Source organism: Pseudomonas sp. 8_5_2, assembly GCF_059295255.1.
The window spans coordinates 2,648,886-2,675,386 of sequence record NZ_CM181238.1; the positions used below are offsets into that span (position 1 = coordinate 2,648,886).

The 26,501-nt window shown below is 64.7% G+C and carries 17 protein-coding genes; 11 read left to right on the top strand and 6 right to left on the bottom strand.

From position 1 onward, the window contains the following. The first annotated feature begins 56 nt into the window (after positions 1–56). The 5 genes from AC5O5R_RS12210 (at position 57) to AC5O5R_RS12230 (ending at position 11,409) form a co-directional block, all read left to right on the top strand. Positions 57–1,373 carry an MdtA/MuxA family multidrug efflux RND transporter periplasmic adaptor subunit gene (locus tag AC5O5R_RS12210; protein ID WP_172220057.1) on the top strand — a complete coding sequence of 439 codons (1,317 nt, stop codon included), beginning with the start codon at positions 57–59 and terminating at the stop codon, positions 1,371–1,373. After that, positions 1,370–4,468, top strand: a complete 3,099-nt coding sequence (locus tag AC5O5R_RS12215; protein WP_494515407.1) for an MdtB/MuxB family multidrug efflux RND transporter permease subunit — start codon at positions 1,370–1,372, stop codon at positions 4,466–4,468. Before AC5O5R_RS12210 ends, AC5O5R_RS12215 begins: the two co-directional genes overlap by 4 nt. After that, positions 4,465–7,572, top strand: coding sequence for an efflux RND transporter permease subunit (locus tag AC5O5R_RS12220; protein ID WP_172220051.1), 3,108 nt, complete (start codon positions 4,465–4,467; stop codon positions 7,570–7,572). Before AC5O5R_RS12215 ends, AC5O5R_RS12220 begins: the two co-directional genes overlap by 4 nt. Further along, positions 7,569–9,059 carry an efflux transporter outer membrane subunit gene (locus AC5O5R_RS12225; protein ID WP_494515408.1) on the top strand — a complete coding sequence of 497 codons (1,491 nt, stop codon included), beginning with the start codon at positions 7,569–7,571 and terminating at the stop codon, positions 9,057–9,059. Before AC5O5R_RS12220 ends, AC5O5R_RS12225 begins: the two co-directional genes overlap by 4 nt. Positions 9,060–9,321: 262 nt before the next feature. Continuing rightward, positions 9,322–11,409, top strand: a complete 2,088-nt coding sequence (locus AC5O5R_RS12230; protein WP_172286622.1) for a putative bifunctional diguanylate cyclase/phosphodiesterase — start codon at positions 9,322–9,324, stop codon at positions 11,407–11,409. On the opposite strand, the gene AC5O5R_RS12235 is transcribed toward AC5O5R_RS12230, so the two are convergent. Together AC5O5R_RS12235 and AC5O5R_RS12240 are read right to left on the bottom strand one after the other, a co-directional pair. After that, positions 11,406–11,666: a DUF1652 domain-containing protein gene (locus AC5O5R_RS12235; protein WP_172286621.1), complete on the bottom strand. Its 261-nt coding sequence runs from the start codon at positions 11,664–11,666 to the stop codon at positions 11,406–11,408. The two genes, AC5O5R_RS12230 and AC5O5R_RS12235, sit on opposite strands and share 4 nt — an antisense overlap. Before the next feature lie 251 nt (positions 11,667–11,917). Then, on the bottom strand, positions 11,918–12,565 hold the full coding sequence (locus AC5O5R_RS12240) for a DUF1345 domain-containing protein (protein ID WP_172220039.1): 648 nt from the start codon (positions 12,563–12,565) through the stop codon (positions 11,918–11,920). Positions 12,566–12,795: 230 nt separating this feature from the next. Here AC5O5R_RS12240 and pgm point away from each other — a divergent pair, with 230 nt between their 5' ends. From pgm to AC5O5R_RS12260, 4 genes are all read left to right on the top strand, one after another. Then, positions 12,796–14,433, top strand: coding sequence for a phosphoglucomutase (alpha-D-glucose-1,6-bisphosphate-dependent) (pgm, locus tag AC5O5R_RS12245; RefSeq protein WP_494515409.1), 1,638 nt, complete (start codon positions 12,796–12,798; stop codon positions 14,431–14,433). A 78-nt stretch (positions 14,434–14,511) separates the two neighbouring features. Further along, positions 14,512–15,024: a sigma-70 family RNA polymerase sigma factor gene (locus AC5O5R_RS12250; RefSeq protein WP_172226920.1), complete on the top strand. Its 513-nt coding sequence runs from the start codon at positions 14,512–14,514 to the stop codon at positions 15,022–15,024. Continuing rightward, entirely contained in the window at positions 15,021–15,965 is a 945-nt protein-coding gene (locus AC5O5R_RS12255; protein WP_172286618.1) for a FecR domain-containing protein, read from the top strand. The genes AC5O5R_RS12250 and AC5O5R_RS12255 overlap by 4 nt, the downstream gene beginning before the upstream one ends. Before the next feature lie 66 nt (positions 15,966–16,031). Then, complete coding sequence (locus AC5O5R_RS12260) at positions 16,032–18,437, top strand: TonB-dependent receptor (RefSeq protein ID WP_172226914.1); 2,406 nt, start codon at positions 16,032–16,034, stop codon at positions 18,435–18,437. Positions 18,438–18,683: 246 nt separating this feature from the next. Here the strand turns inward: AC5O5R_RS12260 and AC5O5R_RS12265 are convergent, their stop codons facing one another. Beyond that, positions 18,684–19,100 (bottom strand): RidA family protein, encoded by a 417-nt coding sequence (locus tag AC5O5R_RS12265; protein ID WP_172226911.1) that lies wholly within the window; start codon positions 19,098–19,100, stop codon positions 18,684–18,686. Continuing rightward, a complete protein-coding gene (locus AC5O5R_RS12270; protein ID WP_172226908.1) occupies positions 19,100–20,419 on the bottom strand; it encodes a flavin-containing monooxygenase in 1,320 nt (439 codons plus the stop codon). The genes AC5O5R_RS12265 and AC5O5R_RS12270 overlap by 1 nt, the downstream gene beginning before the upstream one ends. A gap of 316 nt (positions 20,420–20,735) precedes the next feature. On the opposite strand from AC5O5R_RS12270, the gene AC5O5R_RS12275 reads away from it, so the two are divergent. Continuing rightward, positions 20,736–21,413, top strand: coding sequence for a DUF1028 domain-containing protein (locus AC5O5R_RS12275; RefSeq protein WP_172286615.1), 678 nt, complete (start codon positions 20,736–20,738; stop codon positions 21,411–21,413). After that, entirely contained in the window at positions 21,406–22,566 is a 1,161-nt protein-coding gene (gene argE, locus AC5O5R_RS12280) for an acetylornithine deacetylase (protein ID WP_172226903.1), read from the top strand. The genes AC5O5R_RS12275 and argE overlap by 8 nt, the downstream gene beginning before the upstream one ends. Positions 22,567–22,609: 43 nt before the next feature. Here the strand turns inward: argE and AC5O5R_RS12285 are convergent, their stop codons facing one another. Both AC5O5R_RS12285 and AC5O5R_RS12290 read right to left on the bottom strand, forming a co-directional pair. Further along, positions 22,610–23,878 carry a carbohydrate porin gene (locus AC5O5R_RS12285; RefSeq protein ID WP_494515410.1) on the bottom strand — a complete coding sequence of 423 codons (1,269 nt, stop codon included), beginning with the start codon at positions 23,876–23,878 and terminating at the stop codon, positions 22,610–22,612. 109 nt (positions 23,879–23,987) lie between these two features. After that, the gene (locus AC5O5R_RS12290) at positions 23,988–26,405 is read right to left on the bottom strand and encodes a glucose/quinate/shikimate family membrane-bound PQQ-dependent dehydrogenase (RefSeq protein ID WP_172226897.1); all 2,418 of its coding nucleotides are present in this window, start codon (positions 26,403–26,405) and stop codon (positions 23,988–23,990) included. Positions 26,406–26,501 lie beyond the last annotated feature (96 nt).

The window sequence follows — 26,501 nt, forward strand, 5'->3', positions numbered from 1 at the left end:
CAGTGCTTATCGTTCACCCTCCCAAGTCGTCATTCCGAACAAGGTTCGTTCAACCCATGCAAGCGTCCAATTCCCGTTCCCCCCGTCGCTGGCTCGTCGGCCTGCTGATCCTGCTGCTGGTGGCGGCCCTCGCCTGGTGGCTGTGGCCCGCAGCGGCGCCTGTGCATCAAGAAGCCGGCGGCGGGCGCGGTGGCAAGGGCATGGGCATGGGCGGCCGGCCGGGCTTCGGCGGCTCCACCGACCCGGTGCCGGTCCGTGTCGAACCGGTACGTGTGGGCGACTTCCCGCTGTACTACAAGGCACTGGGCACGGTCACTGCGACCAATACCGTGAACGTGCGCAGCCGCGTGGCGGGCGAGCTGGTGAAAATCCACTTCAAGGAAGGCCAGCAGGTCAAGGCCGGCGATCTGCTCGCCGAGATCGACCCGCGTTCCTACCGCATCGCCCTGCAGCAGGCCGAAGGCACCCTGGCCCAGAACCAGGCGCAGCTGAAAAATGCCCAGGTCGACGTGGCCCGTTATAAAGGCCTGTACGCCGAAGACAGCATCGCCAAGCAAACCCTCGATACCGCCGAAGCGCAGGTGGCGCAGTTCCAGGGGCTGGTCAAGACCAACCAGGCGCAGGTCAATGACGCCCGCCTGAACCTCGATTTCACCCAGATCCGCTCGCCAATCAACGGCCGGGTGGGCCTGCGCCAGCTCGACCTGGGCAACCTGGTGGCAGCCAACGATGCCACCGCGCTGGTGGTCATTACCCAGACCGAGCCGATCAACGTCGCCTTCACCCTGCCGGAAACCGAGCTGAGCACGGTGCTGGAGCGCTATCGCAGCGGCGCCAGCCTGCCGGTCGAGGCCTGGGACCGCAGTGACAGCAAGCTGCAGTCCACCGGCGTGCTAGGCAGCATCGACAACCAGATCGACACCACCACCGGCACCCTGAAGTTCAAAGGCCGCTTCGAGAACAAGGACCTGGCGCTATTCCCCAATCAGTTCGTCAACGTGCGCCTGCTGGCCGACACCCTCAAGCAGGTGGTCATGGCTCCGGCAGCGGCGATCCAGTTCGGCAACGACGGTACCTTCGCCTATGTGGTCAACGCCGAGAACACCGTGAACGTGCGCAAGCTCAAGGTCGGCGCCAGCGACGGCGACAACAGCGTCATCCTTGAAGGCCTGGCCGCTGGCGACCGCCTGGTGCTGGAAGGCACCGATCGCCTGCGCGAAGGCACCAAGGTCGAGGTGGTCGAAGACAGCTCGCAAGTGCCGACCACGCCTGGTCAGCACCTGCAGGGCCAGGACGCCAAAGGCTCGGCGCAAAGCGGTGCGCCGCAGCTTCCGCAACAGCCGGTTAAAGCAGCAGGCAAGGCGGGCGCATGAACCTCTCGCGCCTGTTCATCCTGCGGCCGGTCGCCACCACGCTGAGCATGCTGGCCATCGTCCTGGCCGGCCTGATCGCCTACAAGCTGCTGCCGGTGTCGGCGTTGCCGCAGGTGGATTACCCGACCATCCGGGTCATGACCCTGTACCCCGGCGCCAGTCCGCAGGTGATGACCAGCGCGGTAACCGCGCCACTGGAACGTCAGTTCGGGCAGATGCCGGGCCTGGAGCAAATGGCCTCGACCAGCTCCGGCGGTGCTTCGGTGCTGACCCTGCGCTTCAACCTCGACATGAACATGGACGTCGCCGAGCAACAGGTGCAGGCCGCGATCAACGCCGCCAGCAACCTCCTGCCCAGCGACCTGCCGGCACCACCGGTGTACAACAAGGTCAACCCGGCCGACACCCCGGTGCTGACCCTGGCCATCTCGTCCAAAACCATGCCGCTGCCCAAGCTCAATGACCTGGTCGACACTCGCGTGGCACAGAAGCTCGCGCAAATCAGTGGTGTGGGCATGGTCAGCATTGCTGGCGGCCAGCGTCAGGCGGTGCGGATCAAGGTCAACGTCGATGCGTTGGCGGCCAATGGCCTGAACCTGGAAGATGTGCGGACCCTTATCGGCGCTTCCAACGTCAACCAGCCCAAGGGCAACTTCGACGGCCCGACCCGGGTGTCGATGCTCGATGCCAACGACCAGCTGCGCACCCCGGCGGAGTACGCCAACCTGATCCTGGCCTACAACAATGGCGCGCCCCTACGGCTCAAGGATGTCGCTGAGATTGTCGATGGCGCCGAAAACGAGCGTCTGGCAGCCTGGGCCAACCAGAACCAGGCAGTGCTGCTGAATATCCAGCGCCAGCCCGGCGCCAACGTGATCAAGGTGGTCGACCGCATCAAGGAGCTGCTGCCGTCGATCACCGACAACCTGCCGGCCGGCCTTGATGTATCGGTGCTCACCGACCGTACCCAGACCATCCGCGCTGCGGTCAAGGACGTGCAGCATGAGTTGCTGATCGCCATCGTGCTGGTGGTGATGGTCACCTTCGTCTTCCTGCGTCGCTTCAGCGCCACCCTCATTCCCTCGATTGCCGTGCCGCTGTCGCTGATCGGCACCTTCGGCGTGATGTACCTGGCCGGCTTCTCGGTGAACAACCTGACCTTGATGGCCCTGACCATCGCTACCGGTTTCGTGGTCGATGATGCCATCGTCATGCTGGAGAACATTTCCCGGCACATCGAGGAGGGCGAGACCCCTTTGCAGGCGGCGCTCAAGGGTGCCCGGCAAATCGGCTTCACCCTGATCTCGCTGACCTTCTCGCTGATTGCGGTGTTGATCCCGCTGCTGTTCATGGCCGATGTGGTCGGCCGGCTGTTCCGCGAGTTCGCCATCACCCTGGCGGTGGCGATCCTGATCTCCCTGGTGGTTTCGCTGACACTGACGCCGATGATGTGCGCACGGCTGCTCAAGCGTGAGCCCAAGGAAGAGGAGCAGGGCCGCTTCTACCGCGCCAGTGGCGCCTGGATCGACTGGCTGATCAAGCACTATGGCCGCGGCTTGCAGTGGGTTCTGCGGCACCAGCCGCTGACCCTGCTGGTGGCAGTGGCTAGCCTGGTGCTGACCGTGTTCCTGTACATGATCGTACCCAAGGGATTCTTCCCGCTGCAGGACACCGGGGTGATCCAGGGTATTTCCGAAGCCCCGCAATCCACTTCGTTCGCCGCCATGAGCGACCGCCAGCAGGCCTTGAGCAAGGTGATCCTGCAGGACCCGGCGGTGCAGAGCCTGTCCTCGTACATTGGCGTGGACGGCGACAACGCCACGCTCAACAGTGGCCGCCTGCTGATCAACCTCAAGCCGCATGGCGAGCGCGATGCCACCGCCGCCGAGGTGATCAGCCGCCTGCAGCCGCAGGTCGACAAGCTGGTCGGTATCCGCCTGTTCATGCAGCCGGTGCAGGACCTGAGCATCGAAGACCGGGTCAGCCGTACCCAGTACCAGTTCAGCCTGTCTTCGCCGGATGCCGACCTGCTCGCGCTGTGGAGCGGCAAGCTGACCAATGCCCTGCAGCAGCGGCCCGAACTGCAGGACGTGGCCAGCGACCTGCAGGACAAGGGGCTGCAGGTGTACCTGGTGATTGACCGCGACATGGCCAGCCGCCTGGGGATCAACGTTTCGCAGATCACCAACGCCCTGTACGACGCCTTCGGCCAGCGGCAGATCTCGACCATCTACACCCAGGCCAGCCAGTACCGGGTGGTGCTGCAGTCGCGCGATGCGGCAAGCATCGGCCCGCAGGCGCTGGAGGCGGTCCACGTCAAGGCCAGCGACGGCGGCCAGGTGCGCCTGTCTGCGCTGGCACGTGTCGAGCAGCGCCAGGCGCAACTGGCGATCTCGCACATCGGCCAGTTCCCGGCGGTGATGATGTCGTTCAACCTGGCGCACGGCGCTTCGCTGGGCGAGGCGGTGAAGGTGATCGAGCAGGTGCAGCAGGACATCGGCATGCCGATTGGCGTGCAGACCAAATTCCAGGGCGCCGCCGAGGCGTTCCAGGCATCCTTGTCGAGCACCTTGCTGCTGATTCTGGCCGCTGTGGTGACCATGTACATCGTGCTGGGCGTGCTGTACGAGAGCTATATCCACCCGGTGACCATCCTCTCGACCCTGCCATCGGCAGCGGTCGGCGCATTGCTGGCGTTGATCCTCAGTGGCAACGACCTGGGCATGATCGCCATCATCGGCATCATCCTGCTGATCGGCATCGTCAAGAAAAACGCCATCATGATGATCGACTTCGCCCTGGAGGCCGAGCGACACCAGGGCATGAGCCCGCAGGATGCGATCTACCAGGCGGCGCTGCTGCGCTTCCGGCCGATCCTGATGACCACCCTGGCGGCGCTGTTCGGCGCTGTGCCGCTGATGCTGGCCACCGGTTCCGGTGCCGAACTGCGCCAGCCGCTGGGCCTGGTGATGGTCGGCGGGCTGCTGGTCAGCCAGGTGCTGACGCTGTTCACCACACCGGTCATCTACCTGTACTTCGACCGCCTGGCCCAGCGCTGGCGCCCGGCCACTGACGCGAAGCAGGCCGAGGCATGAACCTGTCCGCACCTTTTATTCGCCGGCCGGTGGCGACCATGCTGCTGAGCCTGGCGATCATGCTGCTGGGTGGCGTCAGCTTCGGCCTGCTGCCGGTGGCGCCGTTGCCGCAGATGGACTTCCCGGTGATCGTGGTGCAGGCCAACCTGGCGGGGGCCAGCCCGGAGGTCATGGCCTCTACCGTGGCCACGCCGCTGGAGCGCAAGCTTGGCAGCATCGCCGGCGTTACCACCCTGACCAGCAGCTCGAACCAGGGCTCGACGCGGGTCATCATCGGCTTCGAGCAGGGCCGGGACATCGACGGCGCTGCGCGTGAAGTGCAGGCGGCCATCAATGCTACCCGCAATCTGTTGCCCAGTGGCATGCGCAGCATGCCCACCTACAAGAAGATCAACCCGGCGCAGGCACCGATCATGGTGCTGTCACTGACTTCGGATGTGTTGCAGAAGGGTCAGCTGTACGACCTGGCCGATACCATCCTGTCGCAGAGCCTGGCCCAGGTGAGCGGGGTAGGGGAAGTGCAGATCGGTGGCAGTTCGTTGCCGGCGGTGCGCATTGCCGTCGAGCCGCAACTGCTCAACCAGTACAGCCTGTCGCTGGACGAAGTTCGCACCGCCGTGGCCAATGCCAACCAGCGCCGGCCCATGGGCTTTGTAGAGGACGGCGAGCGCAACTGGCAAGTGCGCGCCAACGACCAGCTGGAAAAGGCCAAGGACTACGAACCGATCGTGATCCGCCAGCAAAATGGCACCATCTTGCGTCTGGCCGATGTGGCGACCGTGACCGACGGCGTCGAAAACCGCTACAACAGCGGTTTCTTCAACGACCAGAGTGCGGTGCTGCTGGTGGTCAACCGCCAGACCGGCGCCAACATCATCGAGACCGTCGACCAGATCCACGCACAGCTGCCGGCCCTGCAGTCGCTGCTGCCGGCCAGCGTCCAGCTGAACGTGGCGATGGACCGCTCGCCAGTGATCAAGGCCACCCTGAAAGAGGCCGAGCACACCCTGCTGGTCGCCGTGGTGCTTGTGATTCTGGTGGTCTACCTGTTCCTCGGCAGTTTCCGTGCTTCGTTGATCCCCAGCCTGGCGGTGCCGGTGTCGCTGGTCGGCACCTTCGCGGTGATGTACCTGTGCGGGTTTTCCCTCAACAACCTGTCGCTGATGGCGCTGATTCTCGCCACCGGCCTGGTGGTGGACGATGCCATTGTGGTGCTGGAGAACATTTCGCGGCATATCGAGGACGGCCAGCCGCCGATGCGCGCGGCGTTTCTCGGCGCCAGGGAAGTCGGCTTCACCTTGCTGTCCATGAACGTCTCGCTGGTGGCAGTGTTCGTCTCGATCCTGTTCATGGGCGGCATCGTGCGCAACCTGTTCCAGGAATTCTCGATCACCCTGGCGGCGGCCATCATCGTCTCGCTTGTGGTCTCGCTGACCCTCACGCCGATGCTCTGCGCCCGCTGGCTGAAGCCGCACCGCGCCCAGCCGACGCGTCTGCAGCGCTACAGCGACAAACTGCACGAGCGCATGGTCGATGGCTATGACCGCAGCCTGGGCTGGGTGCTGCGCCACCGGCGCCTGACCTTGATCAGCCTGCTGGCGACCATCGGCCTGAACGTCGCCCTGTATGTGGTGGTGCCGAAAACGCTCATCCCGCAGCAGGATACCGGGCAGTTGATGGGCTTCATCCGTGGCGATGACGGGCTGTCGTTCGGGGTGATGCAGCCGAAGATGGAAATTTACCGCCGGGCGCTGCTGGCGGACCCGGCCGTGCAGAGCGTGGCCGGTTTCATCGGCGGCAACAGCGGTACCAACAACGCTATGGTACTTGTGCGCCTGAAGCCGATCAGCGAGCGCAAGATCGACGCGCAGAAGGTGATTGAACGGTTGCGCAAGGAAATGCCCAAGGTGCCCGGCGGGCGGCTGTTCCTGATGGCCGACCAGGACCTGCAACTGGGGGGTGGTGGCCGCGACCAGAGCTCGTCGCAGTACCTTTACACCTTGCAGAGCGGTGACCTGTCAGCCCTGCGCGAGTGGTTCCCCAAGGTAGTGGCGGCGATACGCGCGCTGCCCGAACTGACCGCCATCGATGCCCGCGACGGTTCTGGCACCCAGCAGGTGACCCTGGTGGTAGACCGTGACCAGGCCAAACGCCTGGGCATCGACATGAGCATGGTCACCACGGTGCTCAACAACGCCTACAGCCAGCGGCAGATCTCCACCATCTACGACAGCCTCAACCAGTACCAGGTGGTGCTGGAGATCAACCCCAAGTATGCCTGGGACCCTAGCACCCTCGAGCAAGTGCAGGTGATTACCGCCGACGGCGCTCGCGTGCCGCTGTCGACCATCGCCCACTACGAGAACAGCCTGGCCAACGACCGGGTCAGCCACGAGGGGCAGTTCGCCTCCGAGGACATCGCCTTCGATGTCGCCGAAGGTTACAGCACCGACCAGGCCATGGCAGCCGTGGAGCGTGCGGTGGCCAAGCTGGGCCTGCCTGAAGAGGTGATCGCCAAGCTCGGCGGCACGGCCAACGCCTTCGCCAAGACCCAGGAAGGCCAGCCGTTCATGATCCTCGGCGCTTTGGTGCTGGTTTACCTGGTGCTGGGTATTCTCTACGAGAGCTATATTCACCCGCTGACCATCCTCTCGACCTTGCCCTCGGCAGGGGTCGGTGCGTTGCTGGCGCTGTACGTCACCGGTGGCGAGTTCAGCCTGATCTCGCTGCTGGGGCTATTCCTGCTGATTGGCGTGGTGAAGAAGAACGCCATCCTGATGATCGACCTGGCCTTGCAGCTGGAGCGCCATCAGGGCCTGTCGCCGGAAGAGTCGATCCGCCGTGCCTGCCTGCTGCGCCTGAGGCCGATCCTGATGACCACCCTGGCGGCCATTCTTGGTGCCCTGCCGCTGTTGCTCAGCCGTGCCGAGGGTGCGGAGATGCGCCAGCCGCTGGGCCTGACCATCATTGGTGGCCTGGTGTTCAGCCAGGTCCTGACCCTTTATACGACGCCGGTGGTGTACTTGTACCTGGACCACCTGCGTCACCGTTTCAACCGTTGGCGCGGCGTGCGCACCGACGCCGCCCTGGATACCCCGCTATGACTTTTGCCCAGACCCCACTTCACCGTGCCCTGCAAGTGCTGACCCGTGGCCGCGGCTCGCGCCTGCTGGGTGCCGGATTGTGCGCGGCCTTGCTCAGTGCCTGTAGCTTGAGCCCGGACTACCACCGCCCCGAGCTGGACAGCCCGGCGGCGCAGTTCAAGCACGCCGAAGGCTGGACCCAGGCCACGCCGTCCGATGCCATCGCCCGCGGGGCCTGGTGGGAACTGTACGGCGATGCCGGGCTGAACGCGCTGGTCGAAGAGCTGAACCGCAGCAACCAGACCGTGGCGCAGTCCGAAGCCCAGTATCGCCAGGCCCAGGCACTGGTGCGCAGCAGCCGGGCAGGGTTGTTCCCCAGCCTGGACCTGACGGTCGGCAAGAACCGCTCTGCCCAGGGTACGGGCAGTTCCAGCTCGAGCCTGTCCAGCAGCAGCAGCGGCATCCGCGACACCTACAATGCACAGTTGGGCGTCAGCTGGGAGATCGACCTGTGGGGCAAGCTGCGCGAAACCCTGAACGCCAATGAAGCCAGTGCGCAAGCCAGCCTGGCCGACCTGGCCTCGATCCGCCTCAGCCAGCAGTCGGAGCTGGTGCAGAACTACCTGCAACTGCGGGTAATCGACGAGCAGAAGCGCTTGCTGGAAGCTACCGTGGCGGCCTATGAACGCTCGCTGCGAATGAACGAAAACCAGTACCGGGCCGGTGTCGCCGGCCCCGATGCGGTGGCCCAGGCGCGTACCCAGTTGAAGAGCACCCAGGCCGACCTGATCGACCTGATCTGGCAGCGCGCGCAGTTCGAGAACGCCATTGCCGTGCTGATGGGCAAGACGCCGGCCAACTTTGCCCTGGCCGACAGCAAGAACATTCCGGCTCTGCCGCAGATTCCGGTTTCATTGCCTTCGCAGTTGCTGGAGCGGCGGCCGGACATTGCCTCGGCCGAGCGTAACGTGATGGCGGCCAACGCCAATATCGGCGTGTCGCGGGCGGCGTATTTCCCGGACCTGAGCCTGAGCATGAGTGGCGGTTATTCCAGCAGCAGTTTCAACAACTGGATCGAGCTGCCCAACCGCTACTGGTCGGTGGGCCCGCAGCTGGCGCTGAACCTGTTCGACGCCGGCAAGCGCAGTGCCGAAGTGGACCGCACGGTGGCGGTATATGACCAGACCGTGGCGCAGTACCGCCAGACCGTGCTGGACGGTTTCAAGGAAGTGGAAAACCTGCTGGTGCAGCTGAAGGTGTATGGCGACGAAGCGGTGGTGCGCCAGGAGGCTCTGGATGCAGCCCGCGAGTCGCTGCGCCTGACCGAGAACCAGTACCGTGCCGGGCTGATCGGCTACCTGGATGTGGTGAATGTGCAGACCACGGCGCTGAGCAACGAGCGCAGTGTGTTGAACCTGCTGCAGGGGCGGTTGGTGGCCAGTGTGCAACTGGTTGCCGCGCTGGGTGGGGGCTGGGACGCCGATCAGGCGTTTGCCGAGCAGGATTGACTCGCTTTCCAAGCCTTATGATGCCTGTGACGGCCTCATCGCCGGCAAGCCAGCTCCCACAGGCACCACACACTGCTTGAGACAGTGCGGACCCTGTGGGAGCTGGCTTGCCGGCGATGGGCTGCACAGCAGCCCTGAAAGCACAGTGAAGGGCGCGATCTTTGGATCCATTCCCATTCGCAAAAACCCCGTGCGTTTCGGCAAAGCTTGAGTACAATCGTCAGCTTTTTCCGGGCCCCCCTGTCCCGCGCTGGAACTCCCCATGTTGACCGGTAGCTACTCCTCTTCGCTGGTGTTGATTTCGCTGTGCGTGGCGATCCTGGCGTCCTATACCGCCCTGGACCTTACCGGCCGTATCGCCACGGCCAAGGGCCGGGCTGCATACTTGTGGATGGGGGGTGGCGCATTGGCCATGGGCATCGGCGTATGGTCGATGCACTTTATCGGCATGCTCGCCTTCAGCCTGCCCATCGACCTGGGTTACGACCTGCCCCTGACCGCGTTCTCGCTGCTGATTGCCGTGTTGTCTTCAGGCTTTGCCTTGTGGCTGGTCAGCCAACCAAGTCTGCCCTGGCTGCAGCTGGGCTTTGGTGCGCTGATCATGGGGGCGGGCATCGCCTGCATGCACTACACCGGCATGGCCGCGCTGCGCATGCTGCCGGGAATCGACTATGACCCGGCCTTGTTCGGTGCCTCCTTGCTGATAGCGGTTGGGGCATCAGCAGCGGCCCTGTGGATCGCCTTCCGCCTGCGCAAGCACACGCCCTATGTCAGGCAGATCCGTGGTCTGGCGGCGGTGGTGATGGGCTTTGCCATCGTCGGCATGCACTACACCGGCATGGCGGCGGCGAATTTCCCCGAGGGCAGCTTTTGCGGCGCGCTGGGCAGCGGCCTGCAGGGTGACGGCCTGGTCTACCTGGTGCTGATCACCACCCTGGCGGTATTGGCGGTGGCCTTGCTGACCTCGGTGCTGGACGCCCGCCTGGAGGCACGCACCGCCGAGCTGGCCCGTTCGCTGACTCTGGCCAATCAGGAGCTCACGCAGCTTGCCCTGCACGATACTCTCACCGATCTGCCCAACCGCACCCTGTTGGCCGACCGCATCGAGCAAGCCATCGCCAAGGTGGCGGAGCAGGGCGGCTGTTTTGCCCTGATGTTCATCGACCTGGACGGCTTCAAGCCGGTCAACGATGCGTTCGGCCACCATATCGGCGACCTGCTGCTCAAGGCCGTGGCAGGGCGCCTGCGCGGGCATCTGCACAGCCAGGACACACTGGCGCGCATTGGCGGCGACGAATTTGTCCTGCTGGTGGAGTTGCAGGAACCGGACGATGCCATGGACGTGGCGGTCAAGCAGGTCAACCTGGTATCGCGGCCATTCCGCGTGGCCGAGCACGACCTGCAATTGTCAGCGAGCCTGGGCATCGTTCTTTACCCGGGCAATGGCCAGGACCAGCACGAGCTGCTGCGCAACGCCGACGCCGCCATGTACCACGCCAAAAGCGCCGGCAAGAACGGCTACAGCTTCTTCGACGTGTCGATGAACAGTAATGCCCGCCAGCAGCTGCAGCTGTTGCAGGACTTGCGCCAGGCCCTTGAGCAGCGCCAGTTCCGCCTGCACTACCAGCCCAAAATCGATGCCCAGGCGTGCCAGCCGATCGGTGCCGAGGCGTTGCTGCGCTGGGAGCATCCGCAGCAGGGTCTGTTGCTGCCCGACCGCTTTATTGGCCTGGCGGAAAAGACCGGGCTGATCATTCCAATCGGTGAGTGGGTGCTTGGCGAGGCATGCCGCCAGATGCGTGAATGGCTGGACCAGGGCCACCAGGGGTGGCGCATGGCGGTGAACCTGTCGGCTATCCAGTTCTGCCACGCAGGGCTGGTCGAGAGCGTGGCAAAGGCGCTTGAGCAGAACGGTCTGCCGGCCAACTGCCTGACCCTGGAAATCACCGAAACCACTGCCATGCACGACGCTGATGCCAGCCTGGCCGTGCTGCAGCGCCTGTCGGACATGGGCGTGGACCTGTCCATCGATGACTTTGGTACCGGTTATTCCAGCCTGATGTACCTCAAGCGCCTGCCGGCCAACGAGCTGAAGATCGATCGCGGTTTCGTCCGTGACCTGGAGCAGGACAGCGACGATGCGGCAATCGTCTCGGCAATCGTCGCCCTGGGCCAGGCGCTGGGGCTGCGGATTGTGGCCGAAGGGGTCGAGACCGACAGGCAACAGGCTTTCCTGACCCGCCTGGGCTGTGATTCGCTGCAGGGCTACCTGCTTGGGCAACCTGTGCCGGCCGAGCAGTTCATGGGCAGGTTGCAGGCCCTGGGCGAGAAAAATATGGCAGCAGTCTAGACCGCAGCGCGCAGGGTGAAGGCGGGTATGAAAGCATCCATCTCGGCCTCGACGGCCTCGATGATGCGTTCGACATCGGCGGCGGCCATGATGGCCGCGCAAGGGATGCCGGCAATGGCCAGTACGGTCTCCCCGGTAGCGCGGTCGAACAGCCGCGCGATCATGCTGCGTGGCGCATCCATGCTGGCCTCGAAACCCAGCGGGTGGAAATGCCAGCGCATCACCTGGCAGGCGTTGGGGAACGTCATCTTGTTCATGCCAGCCTCCTTGTCCGTACCTGGACGTGGTGAGCAAGTGGCCACATCGATGCGGCCGCCGGGAAGGTAAAGATAGCACCTGCCATGGGTGATTCTCGGCGGCAAATACGACAAATGTACTAATGCATGACAGAGATCACATAGCTTCGGGGGCATGCCGGGCGGCAACTGGCCAAGCAAACGTTTTCCTTGAGCTGTCGCGGTGCATATCTCCATGATAATGCTCTGATACTTTCGGACGAGCGGCGCGCTCAGCCCAGTAGGCCTGCCGCGATATTGATGGTGAATCCCAGAATCGCCGTATTGAACACGAACCCCACCAGCGAATGCGCCAGCACCACCCGCCGCAATCCCCGTCCGGCCACACCCACATCGGAAGTCTGCACCGCCACACTGATGGTGAAGGAGAAGTAGTGGAAGTCCCAGTAATCCGGGTTGCGCTCGCCATCGGCGAAGCGCAGCGGCGGTTCATGGTTCTGCCCTGTGTAGAACAGCCGCGCGTAGTGCAGGCTGAATATGCAGCCGATCAGTAGCCAGGACCCTGCCACGGTCAGGCCGGTGTACAGGTAATGCAGGGCCTGGTCAGCACCTTGCAGATCGCGGCTGGACACCAGTTGCAAGGTCACTGCGGCAAGGCTGGCGATGGCGGCAATGCACACGGTGAGCAGGACCAGGCCGGCGTTTTCGTCTTCGACCCGGGCGACCTTGCGGACCTTTTCCGGGCTGGCGTTCCAGCTCAGGTACAGCACCAGCAGCAGGTATAGCCATACGCCAAGGTTCCAGCCGGCGAGGATATGCTGCACGGTGTCGTCGGCGGGGATGAGCCACGCCCCGAGCAGGCCGACGGCGGCGGCGATGCTCAGGCGTGGGTGGGTGCGGGTCAGACGGTGGAAAGCCATGGGGCCTCGTATTCGATGGGTATGGCCTCTACTCTAGACCGGCATCCGCAAGATGAGCGGCATGCGCGGAGTCTGTAGGAGCGGCCTTGCGGCCCGATCGCGACGCAAGGCCGCTTCTACAAGGGGCGCGTCAGCTGTTCTTTTCTTTGCTACCGCCCATCGCACGGTATTGCAACTCTCAGTACACTGCACGCTCCAACACCAACATCCGTTGAACTCGAGGTTTTTGCATGACGCTCAGTCCTTTGGCAGGCAAGCCGGCTCCGGCCAGCGTGCTGGTCGATATTCCCCGCCTGCTTACCGCCTACTACACCGGCCGCCCGGACGCTGCCGTGGCGGCTCAGCGAGTGGCCTTCGGCACCTCTGGGCACCGGGGCACGTCGTTGGAGTTGAGTTTCAACGAGTACCACGTGCTGGCCATCACCCAGGCCATTTGCCTGTACCGCCAGAAAAAGGGCATCGATGGCCCGCTGTTCATCGGCGCCGACACCCATGCACTGTCGGCACCGGCCACCGCCAGCGCCCTGGAAGTGCTGGCGGCCAATGGCGTGCAGGTGATGTTGTCCAAGGATGACGAGTACACGCCGACGCCGGCCGTGTCCCACGCCATCCTCTGCTACAACCGTGGCCGCGAGCAGGGCCTGGCCGATGGCATCGTCATTACCCCGTCGCACAACCCGCCGCAAAGCGGTGGCTTCAAGTACAACCCGCCCAATGGCGGGCCGGCCGACAGCGACGTGACCAAGTGGGTCGAGGCCAAGGCCAACGAGCTGCTGGCGGCTGACCTGGCGGGCGTCAAGCGCATGGACCATGCCCAGGCGCTGCAGGCACCGACCACCCAGCGCCACGACTACGTAGGCAGCTATGTGGCCGACCTGGAAAACGTGATCGATTTCGACATCATCCGCAGCGCCAAGCTGCGCCTCGGTGTAGACCCGCTGGGCGGGGCAGGGGTGCGCTACTGGTCGGCCATCGCCGAGCACTACAAGCTTGACCTGGAAGTGGTGAACACCGAGGTCGACCCGACCTTCCGCTTCATGACCGTCGACTGGGATGGCCAGATCCGCATGGACCCGTCCTCGCCGTACGCCATGCAGGGCCTGATCGGCCTGCGCGAGCGCTTCGACGTGGCCTTCGCCTGCGACCCGGACCACGACCGCCACGGCATCGTCACCGCCGATGGCCTGCTGCAGCCGAACAACTACCTGGCCGTGGCCATCGACTACCTGTACCGCCATCGCCCGCAGTGGCGCAGCGACGCTGCCGTCGGCAAAACCGTGGTGTCCAGCGGCATGATCGACCGCGTCACCACGCGCCTTGGTCGCGACCTTTATGAAGTGCCGGTAGGCTTCAAGTTCTTTGCCCAAGGGCTGTTCGACGGTTCGCTGGGCTTTGGTGGCGAGGAGAGCGCCGGTGCGTCGTTCCTGCGCCGCGACGGCTCGGTGTGGGCCACCGACAAGGATGGCCTGATCCCCGCCTTGCTGGCTGCCGAGATGACCGCGCGTACCGGTCGCAACCCGAGCCAGGCCTATGCCGACCTCACCGAAGCGCTCGGTAAGCCGTACGCCACCCGCGTCGAGGCCAAGGCCGACGCCCGGCAGAAGGCCCTGCTGAGCAAGCTGGCGCCGGAGCAGGTGAAGTCGACCGAGCTGGCCGGTGAGCCGATCGTGAAGATCCTCAGCCATGCCCCGGGCAATGGCCAGGCCATCGGCGGGCTGAAGGTGATGACCGCCAATGGCTGGTTCGCCGCGCGCCCGTCGGGCACCGAGGACATCTACAAGATCTACGCCGAAAGCTTCATCGACGAGGCGCACCTGCAGCGCCTGGTGCAGGAAGCCCAGGTGCTGGTGGACGCGGCGATTGCCTGACGGGTAACAAAGCGCTTGGTGCTGCGGTGCAGTGTAAATTAGAATTAATCCTATTTACGCCACCGCAGGGCCTTCGCCATGATCGACGCCGCGCCGCCATCGCAACCCAGCCTGCCTGCCTTGTACCGTGAGCACCGCGGCTGGCTGGAAACCTGGCTGCGCCGGCGCATGGGCAATGCCTGGGACGCCGCCGACCTCAGCCAGGATACCTTCCTGCGCATCCTCGCCAGTGCCCAGCCGCTGGCAGACATCCGCGAGCCACGCGCCTACCTGCTGACCGTGGGCAAGCGCCTGCTCAGCAACTTCTACCAGCGGCGCAGCCTGGAACAAGCCTACCTCGAAGCATTGGCGCAGTTGCCCGAGCAGCACGTGCCTTCGCCAGAGCAGCGCTGGGTGCTGCTGGAAACCCTGCAAGCGCTGGATGAATTGCTCGATGGCCTGAAAGCCCCGGTGCGCAAGGCCTTTCTCTGGAGCCAGCTGGAAGGCCTGGGCTACGCCGAGATCAGCCAGCGGCTGGGCGTTTGCGAACGCTCGGTAAAGCGCTACATGGCGCAAGCCTATGAGCATTGCCTGCTGGCCGATTTGCAATGACTGACCATTCCCCTGGGCTTCGCGATGCGCTGCGAGCAGCCGCCGGCTGGCTGGCGCTGCTGGATTCTGGCGGCGCCAGCGAGGCGGACCTGACGCGCCTGGAACAATGGCGTGCCAGCAACGCCCTGCACGAAGGTGCCTGGCAGAAGGCGCTGTTGCTGCGTCAGCGTTTTTCGGGGCTGCCGGGTGCACTGGCCATGGCCACCCTCGACCGCCCGGATGCCGGCCGCCGGGCGCTGCTCAAGCAGGCATTGGGGGTGGCGGCGTTGCTGCCGGCGGCCTGGCTGGCGAGTCGCGAACTGCCGCTGGATGCCTGGACCGCCGACATGCGGACTGCGGCAGGGGAGCGCCGGCAGTTGATGCTCAGCGATGGCACCCTGGTGCAGCTGAACACCGACAGCGCAATCGACATCGACGCGGGCCGACGCCGGCTGACGCTGCTGCGCGGCGAGGTGGCAGTCAAGGTACCGGGCAACCTGACCCTGACCCTGCAGGTGCCCTATGGTCAGGTGGTACTGGGCGCTGGCGAGGTCTGTGCGCGACTGCTCGATCAGGCCTGCCGCGTGTCGGTGCTCAACGGTGCGGCGCGCCTGCAGCCGCTGCACGGCCCGGCATTGCTGCTGCAGGCCGGGCAGCAGGCTAGCCTGCAGGCGGCTGGCGTCGGCCCGGTTACAGGCCTGGACGAATGGCGGCTGGGCTGGCGCGAAGGCGTGCTGCGGCTGGATGATCGGCCTTTGGGCGAGCTGCTGCACGAGTTGCGCAGGTATCGCCCAGGGGTGCTGCGCTGGGCACCAGAGCTGGAGCGCCTGCGCGTGACCGGTACGTTCCGCCTGGACGACACCGACCGGGTGCTGGCCTTGCTCGCCGCCAGCCTGCCATTGCAGGTGCAGACGCGCACGCGCTATTGGGTCAGCCTGGCTGCGCGAGAAAATCGTGTTTGAGGCTGTCCCCTTTTTTTTCCTCACCGGTCATTACCGGTAGTAGAAAATAAAGGGGAGCCTTGTTCGATGCCTGCAGTGACTTATTGCCGCCTGCGCCCACTGGCGCGCGCAGCACATCCGTTGTTCGCCATGAGCCTGTTGTTGTGCGTCCCGGCGTGGGCCGATGAGCCGGCCCGGCGCACCTATGCAGTAGCACCCGCCAGCCTGGGTGCCGCATTGACCCGCTTTGCAGACCAGGCCGGGATCAGCCTTTCGCTGGACCCCGCACTGGTCCAGGGCCGGCAGAGCACTGGCCTGTCCGGCAGCTATAGTGTCGACGAAGGGTTCATGCAGTTGTTGCGCGGCAGTGGCCTGCAGCTGCTGCCAGTGGGCGAGGGTGCCTTCACACTGGTGCCGGCGCCCCAGGCCGGTGGCGCCCTGGAAATCGCCCCCACCAGCATTGTCGGTGGCCTGGCCGCCAGCGGCGATACGCAGCCCTATGCCGGTGGCCAGGTGGCGCGGCAGGGTGGGCAAGGCCTGCTTGGCTCGCGGGACTTCATGGATACCCCGTTCAGTATCACCAGCTACACCAGCGAATTGGCAAAGAACCAGCAGGCACGGACCCTGGGCGAGCTGATCGCCAGTGACCCGTCGGTACGCGCCACCAACCCGGCTGGTGGGCGCTTCGAGCAGTTCACCATCCGCGGTTTCAGCCTGTTCAACAGCGATGTGGCGTACAACGGCCTTTACGGCATTCTGCCTACCTACTCGATCGACATGGAAATGGCCGAGCGGGTCGACATCATCAAAGGCCCCAGCCAGTTGATCAACGGTATTTCGCCGCGTGGCAGTGTCGGCGGTGGTATCAACGTGCAGCCCAAGCGGGCAGGCGACAAACCGATCACCGAATTCACCGGCAGCTTCGCTTCGGGTAGCCAGGCAGGCGGCGCAGTGGACGTTGGCCGCCGTTTCGGCGAGGGCGACCAGTTTGGCGTGCGCTTCAATGGTGTGAAGCAGTCGGGTGACACCGAATGGGACCATCAGAGCGTCGATCGCGAAATGGCGGTGCTGGGCCTGGATTTTCGCGGCGAGCGGCTGCGCCTGTCGGCAGACCTGGGCCATACCGAGCGTGATACCGACGCGCCCCAGGAGCGGGTACTGATCGGTGCCAATGCCAAGGTGCCGGATGCCAACGACGTGCGCCACAACTATGCCCAGGCCTGGAGCAAGGCGCGCACCAACGACACCTTTGGTGCATTGCATGCCGAGTACGATATCAGCGAGTCGCTGCTGGCCTATGGCGCGGTCGGTGCACGCAAGAGCAACCACGACTTCCTGCGCCACAATGTGTCGATCCTCAACGATGCCGGTGACTTCACCGTGCAGCCACGGGATTTCACCCGGGATGAAAGCGTGCGTACCGCCATGGCCGGCTTGCGCAACTGGTTCCATACCGGGCCGGTCAGCCACGAACTGAACCTGGCCGCTACCTACTTCTACATGGACTTCACCAACGGCGGAGCGCGTTATGCCTCGGCGCCCAGCAACCTGTACAACCCGGTGGCGACACCGACGCCAGGTACACCGACCCGCATCGACCCCGAGGTCTACACGGAAAACCGCTTTTCCGGTGTGGCCCTGGCCGACACCCTCGGCTTTTTCGATGACCGTCTGCTGCTGACCCTGGGCGCGCGCTGGCAGCGGGTGCAAGTGGATGACTGGAGCGATGGGGTCAAGGGTGACACCGCCTACGACGAAGAAAAGGTCTCGCCTTCGGGCGGCGTGCTGCTCAAGGTCACTGACCAGCTATCGCTGTACGCCAACTACATGGAGGGCTTGAGCCAGGGCAAGATCGCGCCGTCGACCTCGATCAACGAAGACCAGATATTCCCGCCATTTACCAGCCGCCAGGTTGAGGTGGGGGCCAAGTATGACCTGGGCAAGGTCGCCTTCACGGCCAGTGCTTTCCGCATTCGCCAGCCGGCCTACGAGACCAATGCCACGTCACGGGTGTTCGGGCCCAATGGCAAGCGTGACAACCGCGGGATCGAGCTGAGCGTGTTCGGCGAGCCTGTGCAAGGTGTGCGGGTGCTGGGCGGTGTGATGTATATCGACAGCGAACTGACCGATACCGTTGGCGGCAACTTCGATGGCAATCGCGCGCCGGCCACGCCCGAGTACAACGTCAACCTTGGCGCCGAATGGGATATACCGGGGGTAAACGGCCTTACCCTGACGGCGCGCGGTATTCATTCGAGCTCGCAGTACCTGGACCAGAACAACAGCAAGCAGATCGATGGCTGGGAGCGTTACGATCTGGGGGCGCGTTATGCGTTCAAGGTAGACGCTACCGAGGTGACCTTGCGCGCCAGTGTCGAGAACGTGCTGGATGATCGTTACTGGAGTTCGGCGGGGGCTTCGGATGACAGCGAGCCGGGGCTGACGCTGTCGACCCCGCGGACTTATCTGCTCTCGGCGACGGTCGGCTTCTAGCCTGAATCGCCGGGGCCGCTACGCGGCCCATCGCCGGCAAGCCAGCTCCCACAGGGACAGCACAACGCTCGAGGTTCGCACCATTCCTGTGGGAGCTTGCTTTCTCGCCGCCTTGCCCAGGGACCTGTGTATCAGCGTTGAGGTGCCGTGTGCAGGTGTGCAGGCAGAACAACGCTTGCAAGCGGCGGCGCAGGCTACCCGAAGGTGGCTGCACGGCAGGCTGTGATCCGCCGCGCAGCTTGCCGGTCATTCCTGATCCGGCACCACGGCGATCACATCGATCTCCATCAGCCACTCCGGCTGGGCCAACCCGGCAACCACCAGCCCGGTGGAAATCGGGAACACCCCTTTGAGCCACTTGCCCACTTCCTTGTACACCGGCTCGCGGAAGCGCGGGTCGGTGATGTAGGTGGTGGTCTTGACGATGTGCGACAGGTCCGAGCCGGCTTCCTCAAGCAACTGCTTGACGTTCTTCATCGCCTGCTCGCTCTGTGCCCGGGGGTCGCCCAGGCCCACCAGCTTGCCCTCGAAGTCGGTACCCACCTGGCCGCGCACATAGATGGTGTTGCCGGCGCGCACCGCCTGGCACAGGTCGTTGTCCAGGGTCTGGTTGGGGTAGGTGGCCTTGGTGTTGAACATGCGGATGCGGGTATGGGTAGGCATCAGTGGGCTCCGAGGGTGCTGACGTTGCTGATCTTGGCGGGTTGCTGCTCATCCGCTGCGCGCTGGTCGCTGTCGCGGTAGGCGGTATAGGTGCGTTGCGTGGCGATATGGCCGGCGACGTGCTTGGCGTCGTGCCATACGCCCCAGATGAACGATGAGCCACGGCGCGAAAGCCACGGCAGGCCAAGGAAGTACACACCCGGCTCACGGGCCACGCCGCGCTGGTGCTGGGGCTTGCCGTTGGCATCGAAGGTGTCGACCTGCAGCCAGCCGAAGTCCACGCCGTAACCGGTGGCCCAGATGATGCTGGTGACGCCGGCCTCGGTCAGGTCCAGTTGCTGCAGCGGGTTGCGCATGCACTCCGGGTCGGCCAGGCGCGTGCGGGCTTCGGGCTCTTCCGGCAGGTCGAGGCCGTTGCGTTCGATGTAGGCGTCGGCGGCATCCAGCAGCGCCAGGTAGTTGTCGTCGCCACGGTTGATGTTGTCGACCAGGTTGTTCTGGAAGCGCGCCACGCCGTTTTCGAACGACTGGGTCAGGCCGACCAGGGTCATGCCCTGGTGGGCGAGGGCGCGGAAGTCTACGGTGTGGCCGCCACGGGCGCCGCTCACGGCGATGGTCACGTGTTCGCGGCCGGGCTTGGCGATTTCCGCATCCCATTCACCCAGCACCCCCAGCCACCAGCAGAAGTCGCGGTTGCGGTAGGCACGTGGCGGGCGGTCGTGGGCGCCGACCGACAGGTACACCTGGCGACCCGCGCGCATCAGCTCTTCGGCGATCTGTACGCCCGAGGAGCCGGCACCCACCACCAGCACCGCGCCTTGCGGCAGTTGCTCAGGGTTGTAGTACGCCGCCGAGTGGATCTGGTGCAGGCTTGCGTCTTTCGGCGCGATCGCCGGGATCACCGGCTTCTGGAACGGGCCGGTGGCGGCGACTACGCGGTTGGCACGAATCACACCCTCGTTGGTTTCGATGGTGAAGCCTGGGCGGTCGCTGTTGCGCACCACGCGCTTCACTTCTATGCCGGTGCGCACGGGCAGGTTGAACTTGCGTACGTACTGCTCGAAATAGTCGGCTACCTGGTCCTTGCCGGCGAAGGCGTCGGCGTCGAGGTTGAATTCCAGCCCCGGGAAGCGGTCGTGCCAGACCGGGCCGTTGGCCACCAGCGAATCCCAGCGGCCAGTGCGCCAGGCCTCGGCGATGCGGTTGCGTTCAAGCACCAGGTGCGGCACGCCAAGCTTGCTCAGGTGTTCGCTCATGGCCACGCCGGCCTGGCCGGCGCCGACGACGAGGGTGTCGATTTCGAAGTTGTTCAGTGTCATGTCCGAGCCCTTGTTCAGGCGGTTTTTGTCAGGTCGGTTTGGAGGACCGCCGTTGCCTGGGGCCAGACTAGGGATGCCGGGGAAATGGCGAAAATAGTATTTAGCTGGGGCTTGCCGATAAAACGGCGAACCCCTCGATTTTGTTGCTTTGCGGGGAGGGTGGGGCACGTGCATCCGGTGATTTCTGGCGGGCGGTGCTCGATGTCTGCCAGAGCACAGTTTTTTCCTGCCTAACCCCTCGGAAAAAGGTCGTTTCGCCCACTGCAAGGTTCGACCCAGAATGCCGTGTATCGCACAGCACAACAGGAACCATGACATGACGTTCTCCATCATCGGTCGTTGCCAGGAAACCGGCCAGGTCGGTATCGCCATCAGCTCGTCGAGCATCGCCGTAGGCGCACGCTGCCCGTGGGTGCGTGCAGGCGTGGGTGCGGTCTCTACCCAGAACATCACCTTGCCGGCGCTTGGCCCGCAGATTCTCGACGCACTGGAGCAAGGCCAATTGCCGCCCGCCGCAGCACTGGATCGGGTGCTGAGCGCCAATGGCTGGAGCGAGTACCGCCAGGTCACGGTGATCGACAGCCACGGTCAGGTGGCGGTGTTCACCGGCCGCGAAGCGTTGGGCACGCACCATGCCGTGGCAGGGGAGCAATGCGCGGCGGCAGGCAACCTGCTGGCCTCCACCCAGGTGATCGACGCCATGGTGCTGGCGTTCGAGCAGGCTGGCGGGCACCTGGCCGAGCGCCTGCTGGCGGCAATGCATGCGGCGATGGCCGCTGGCGGCGAGGCGGGGCCGGTACACTCGGCCGCATTGAAAATTGCTGGCGAGCTGACCTGGCCGCTGGTGGACCTTCGTGTCGACTGGGCCGATGCCGACCCGATCGGTGTGCTCGATGGCCTGTGGCAAGCTTATCGCCCGCAGATGCAGGACTACGTCACCCGCGCACTGGACCCCACCGCCGCGCCAAGCTACGGGGTGCCGGGCGATGAGTGAATTCGCCAGCCGCGCGCTGCTGGCCCGGCTGATCGGCTTTACCACGGTCAGCCGCGATTCCAACCTGGCGCTGATCGGATTCATCCGCGACTACCTGGCCGAGCAGGGTGTGCACAGCGAGCTGTTCCATAACCCCGAGGGCACCAAGGCCAACCTGTTCGCCACCATCGGCCCTAGCGACGTGGGGGGCGTGGTGCTGTCCGGGCATACCGACGTGGTGCCGGTGGACGGCCAGGCGTGGAGTGTCGAGCCGTTCGCCCTGACCGAGCGCGACGGGCGCCTGTATGGCCGTGGTACAGCCGACATGAAGGGCTTCATTGCCTCGGTGCTGGCGGCCGTCCCCGCATTCCTTGCCCAGCCGTTGCGCATGCCGGTGCACCTGGCGTTCTCCTACGATGAGGAAGTCGGCTGCCTGGGCGTGCGCTCGATGCTCGCTGCACTCGAACAGCGCCCGCACAAGCCGCAGCTGTGTCTGATTGGCGAGCCCACAGGGCTAAAGCCGGTGCTCGGGCACAAGGGCAAGCTGGCCATGCGCTGCCAGGTGCATGGCGCGGCCTGCCACTCGGCGTATGCGCCTTACGGGGTGAATGCCATCGAATACGCGGCGAAACTGATCGGCAAACTGGGTGAAATCGGCGCGGTGCTCGCACAACCAGAGCAGCATGATGAACGCTTCGACCCGCCGTTCTCCACGGTGCAGACCGGCGTGATCAAAGGCGGCAGGGCGCTGAATATCGTGCCGGCGGAATGCGAATTCGATTTCGAAGTGCGCGCCTTGCCAGGGTTCGAGGCGCAGGCAGTGGCCGACCAGTTGCAGACCTACGCCGAGGCCGAGCTGCTGCCGCGCATGCGCAAGGTCGATGCCGCCAGCGCCATTCGGCTGGAGCCGCTGAGCGCCTACCCGGGGCTGGCCACGCCGGCAGACAGCGAAGCGGCGCGGCTGGTGGCGTTGCTCAGCGGCTCTGACGAGTTCGGCACGGTGGCGTTTGGCACCGAGGGCGGGTTGTTCGACCAGGCCGGCATCCCGACCGTGGTGTGCGGGCCTGGCAGCATGGACCAGGGGCACAAGCCTGACGAGTTTGTCAGCGTCGAGCAGTTGCAGGGGTGTGATGCCATGCTGCTCAGGCTGGTGGATTACCTCAAGCAGGATTGATCGTGCTGGCCTCTTCGCGGGCAAGCCCGCCCCGGCAACCGGTTCAGAAGGTTGCTTTTACCTGCAGACCTACCACCAGTGCATTGTCGATGTCCTTGCCGGAAAACGCCCCCGGCTCGATGATGTACTGCACATCCGGGCGCAGGTTCAGCCACGGCGTGGCCTGATAGCCATAGCTCAGCTCGATCAGCTGCTCGGCGCTGTCGATATCGGGGAACTGCTGCCCAGTGTTGAACGCAGCATCTTCCAGCACATCGCGGCTACGCGGGTTGGGCACGGCGCGGCCGTACCCCAATGCCACGGTGTCCTTCGGGCGCCCCTCGAACGGCTTGTACAGCACCACGCCGGTGCCATACCACTTGGTGAACGGCGAGGCCGCCTTGCTCGATGCCGAGTACTGGCCGAACGCATGCAGGCTGCGACCTGGGGACGCAGGGTCGTTCCAGATCGCCTGGTCTACCAGCAGGTAGTGGCCGCCGCGACCGGATACCTCATCATCGCTGCCGACGCGTTTCACGTCGGAACTGTCGTAGTAGTAGCCCAGCTTGTACTCGCCCGGCAGGTCACCCTGCAGCTTGTACACCAGCTCCACCGGCACCACGGTGCCAGTCGTGTGCTTGGGGCCCAGGTGCCAGGCGCGGCTGGAGTTGCCGTTGCTCTCTGGGTCGACGTTGAACGCAGCCACGCGCAACTGCCAGGCCGGCGACAGGTCGTACTTCACGCGCACGCCCAGGTGGGCGTTGGGGTAGTTGGTCCAGCCGCTGCCGCCGGACATGTTCAGCGGGTGGCCGCAGAAGCCGGCGTTCATGAAGTTGCACAGGATGCCGCTGTCCAGGCCGCCAAGGTCGTTGCCCATTGCCATGTAGCCCAGTTTGACGTTGAGCGCCGGGGTGAACAGGGTACGCTCGTAGCTCAGCTCGGTCAGGCGGGTGTACAGGCCACCGTAGTTTTCCTGGATCGGCAAGCGGTTGCCGACCAGGTCTTCCGAGGCGCTGTTGCCGCGGCGGTCGTTGATGGTCAGCTGGACCTTGCCGCCGTTGTCCAGGCCGTACAGTTTCGACAGGTCGAACTGCACGCCCAGCTTCAGGTTCTGCGAATAGCGCGCCGAGCGGTGCAGGCCACCGTGGGCGTTGTAGGCGGTTTCGCCGCTGTAGTCGCCGGTAAACTTGACGCCGTCGTCTTCCAGCTGGTGGCGCAGGCCACCCCAGTCACCGGTGAGGGTGTTGCGGGTCATCAGGTCGCCGTCGGCGAGGGCGGTGGTGCTGGCCAGGGCCAGCAGCAGGGTAGGGGTGATGCGGATTGCGGATGGCATTGCTGTGTCTCGAAAAGTTCTTGAGGCAATTCGCGGGCGCGCCCGCTTCCACAAGGTTCAAGGCAGAACCTGTGGGAGCGGGCATGCCCGCGAAGCAGGCGACGCGGTCTTACGGCAGCGCGTAAGAAATCACGTAGTCGCCACGGTCAGTCGACTGGCGTGCACCGCCAGCGGTGATCACTACGTACTGCTTGCCGGTCTTCGGCGAGACGTAGGTCATCGGGCCGCCCTGGCTGCCCACTGGCAGGCGAGCCTTCCAGATTTCGTTACCGTTGCTGCTGTCGTAGGCGCGCAGGTAGAAGTCCTGGGTGCCTGCGATGAACACCAGGCCGCCTTGGGTCGACAGGGTGCCGCCGAGGGTTGGCAGGCCGATCTTGATCGGCAGGTGCATGCGGATACCGAGCGGGCCGGTATCTTCAACAGTACCGACCGGTACCTGCCAGGCTACCTGGCGGGTCTTCATGTCGATGGCGGTCAGGGTGCCGAACGGCGGCGCCTGGCACGGAATGCCGGCTACCGACAGGAAGCGGTTCTTGTTCACCGCATACGGGGTGCCCTTGAGCGGTACCGCGCCCATGCCGGTGTTCAGTGCTTCACCCCCGGAGGCCGCGTCACCCTTGTTCTGCGACGGGATCATCTGGATCCACAGACCAAGGCGCATGTCGTTGACGAAGATGAAACCATGTACCGGGTCGGTAGACAGGCTGCCCCAGTTCATGCCACCCAGCGAACCCGGGAAGCTCAGCGACAGGTCGGTGCCTGGTGCGGTGTACAGGCCGTCGTAGCGCATCTTCTTGAAGTCGATACGGCACAACAGCTGGTCATACGGGGTTGCGCCCCACATGTCAGATTCGGTCAGGGTCTGCGCGCCGATCTGAGGCATGCCAACCGACTTCGGCTGGGTGGGGGAGTACGGCTCGTTGGGGATGTTGCTTGGCTTGACCGGTACTTCGTCAACCTGGGTCAGCGGCTTGCCGGTGGCGCGGTCGAGCACGTAGATCTGCCCAGCCTTGGTGCCGATCACCACCGCAGGTACCGACTGGCCGTCGTCCTTGGTGAAGTCGATCAGGCTTGGCTGCATCGGCAGGTCGAAGTCCCACAGGTCGTTGTGCACGGTCTGGAACACCCACTTCTGGTTGCCGGTGGTGGCGTCCAGGGCCAGTACCGAAGCACCGTAGGTGTGGTCCAGCTTGTTGCGTTCAACGCCATAGATGTCGGTGGAGGACGAGCCCATCGGCAGGAATACCGTGTTCATCGCCGGGTCATAGGACATCGGTGCCCAGCTGTTCGGGGTGCTGCGCACGTAGGTGTTGTCACCCTGAGGCGCCTGGCGATCTTCCGGGTTGCCCGGGTCGAAAGCCCAGCGCATTTCCCCGGTGATCACGTCGAAACCACGGATCACGCCACCTGGCATGTCGGTCTGGACGTTGTCGGCGACCCGGCCGCCAACCACCACGGTAGTACCGGCCATCAATGGTGCGGAGGACAGCTGGTAGAAGGAGTCTGGCACGTTGCCCAGGCCTTCCATCAGGTTGACCTGGCCGTTGTTGCCGAAGCCCTGGCAGAACTCGCCATTGTCGGCGTCGACGGCAATCAGGCGGCCATCGATGGTGTTTGTCAGCAGGCGGCGCTGGCAGTTGGCGCCAGCCGCTACACTGCCGCCAGCGATCGGCGAGCTGTTCGGCTGGGTCGGCTGGGCGATGGCGGCTGTCGCATCGAAGTAAGCCATGCCGCGGCAACGCTGCCAGACCTTGGATTGCGCGTTGATCGCGTTTTTCCACAGCTCTTTGCCGGTGTCGGCGTCAAGGGCGATCAGGTTGTTGTGCGGCGTGCAGATGAACACCTTGTTGCCGATCTGCAGCGGGGTCAGCTGGTCTTCGGCGCCGTTGCCGTCGCTGATGGCCACGTCACCAGTGTGATAGGTCCAGGCCACTTTCAGCTTGTCGACGTTGTCACGGTTGATCTGGTCCAGCGCGGCGAAGCGGCTGCCACCCTCGGTGTTGCCGTAGTGGGCCCAGTCCTTCTGTTCCTTGCCGGCTTCGACCGGGGTCATGCCCGGGCCCTTGCCGGTGGGAGCGACGCTTGGGTGGGCAACGAACATGTTGCCGGCGGCGATCACCAGTACCACGGCCATCACCGCGGCAATGCCGTAGGCGCCACGGCCGCTGTTGGCACCGTTGGCGCGGGCCAGCAGCGGGTAGACCAGCGCCACCGCCATGCCGATCGCGCCGAACATGAACAGGCGCGAGAACAGCGGCCAGAACACCAGGCCGGCATCGACCAGCGCCCAGGCGGCAGTGCCGACCAGAAACGCCGCGTACAGCCAGGCACCGGCCTTTTTGCGGCGGGCGATGAGGATACCGGCAATGGCCATGGCCAGGCCGCCGATCAGGAAGTACCAGGAGCCGCCCAGGCCGGCCAGCTTGATGCCGCCAGCAGCCAGGAGGAGGCCGAGCAGGGCGATGATCACGCCCAGGCCGACAAGGATGATGTTTGTGGCGCCAGACGCGCGCGGTGTTTCTTTCATGCCAGGGATCTCAGCAGGTGGAATGGGCGCAGTTTAATCCCTTAGCTTGCTAATTAACAAGTTAGTACATAACTTTGTGAGGCTGATTGTCGCAGG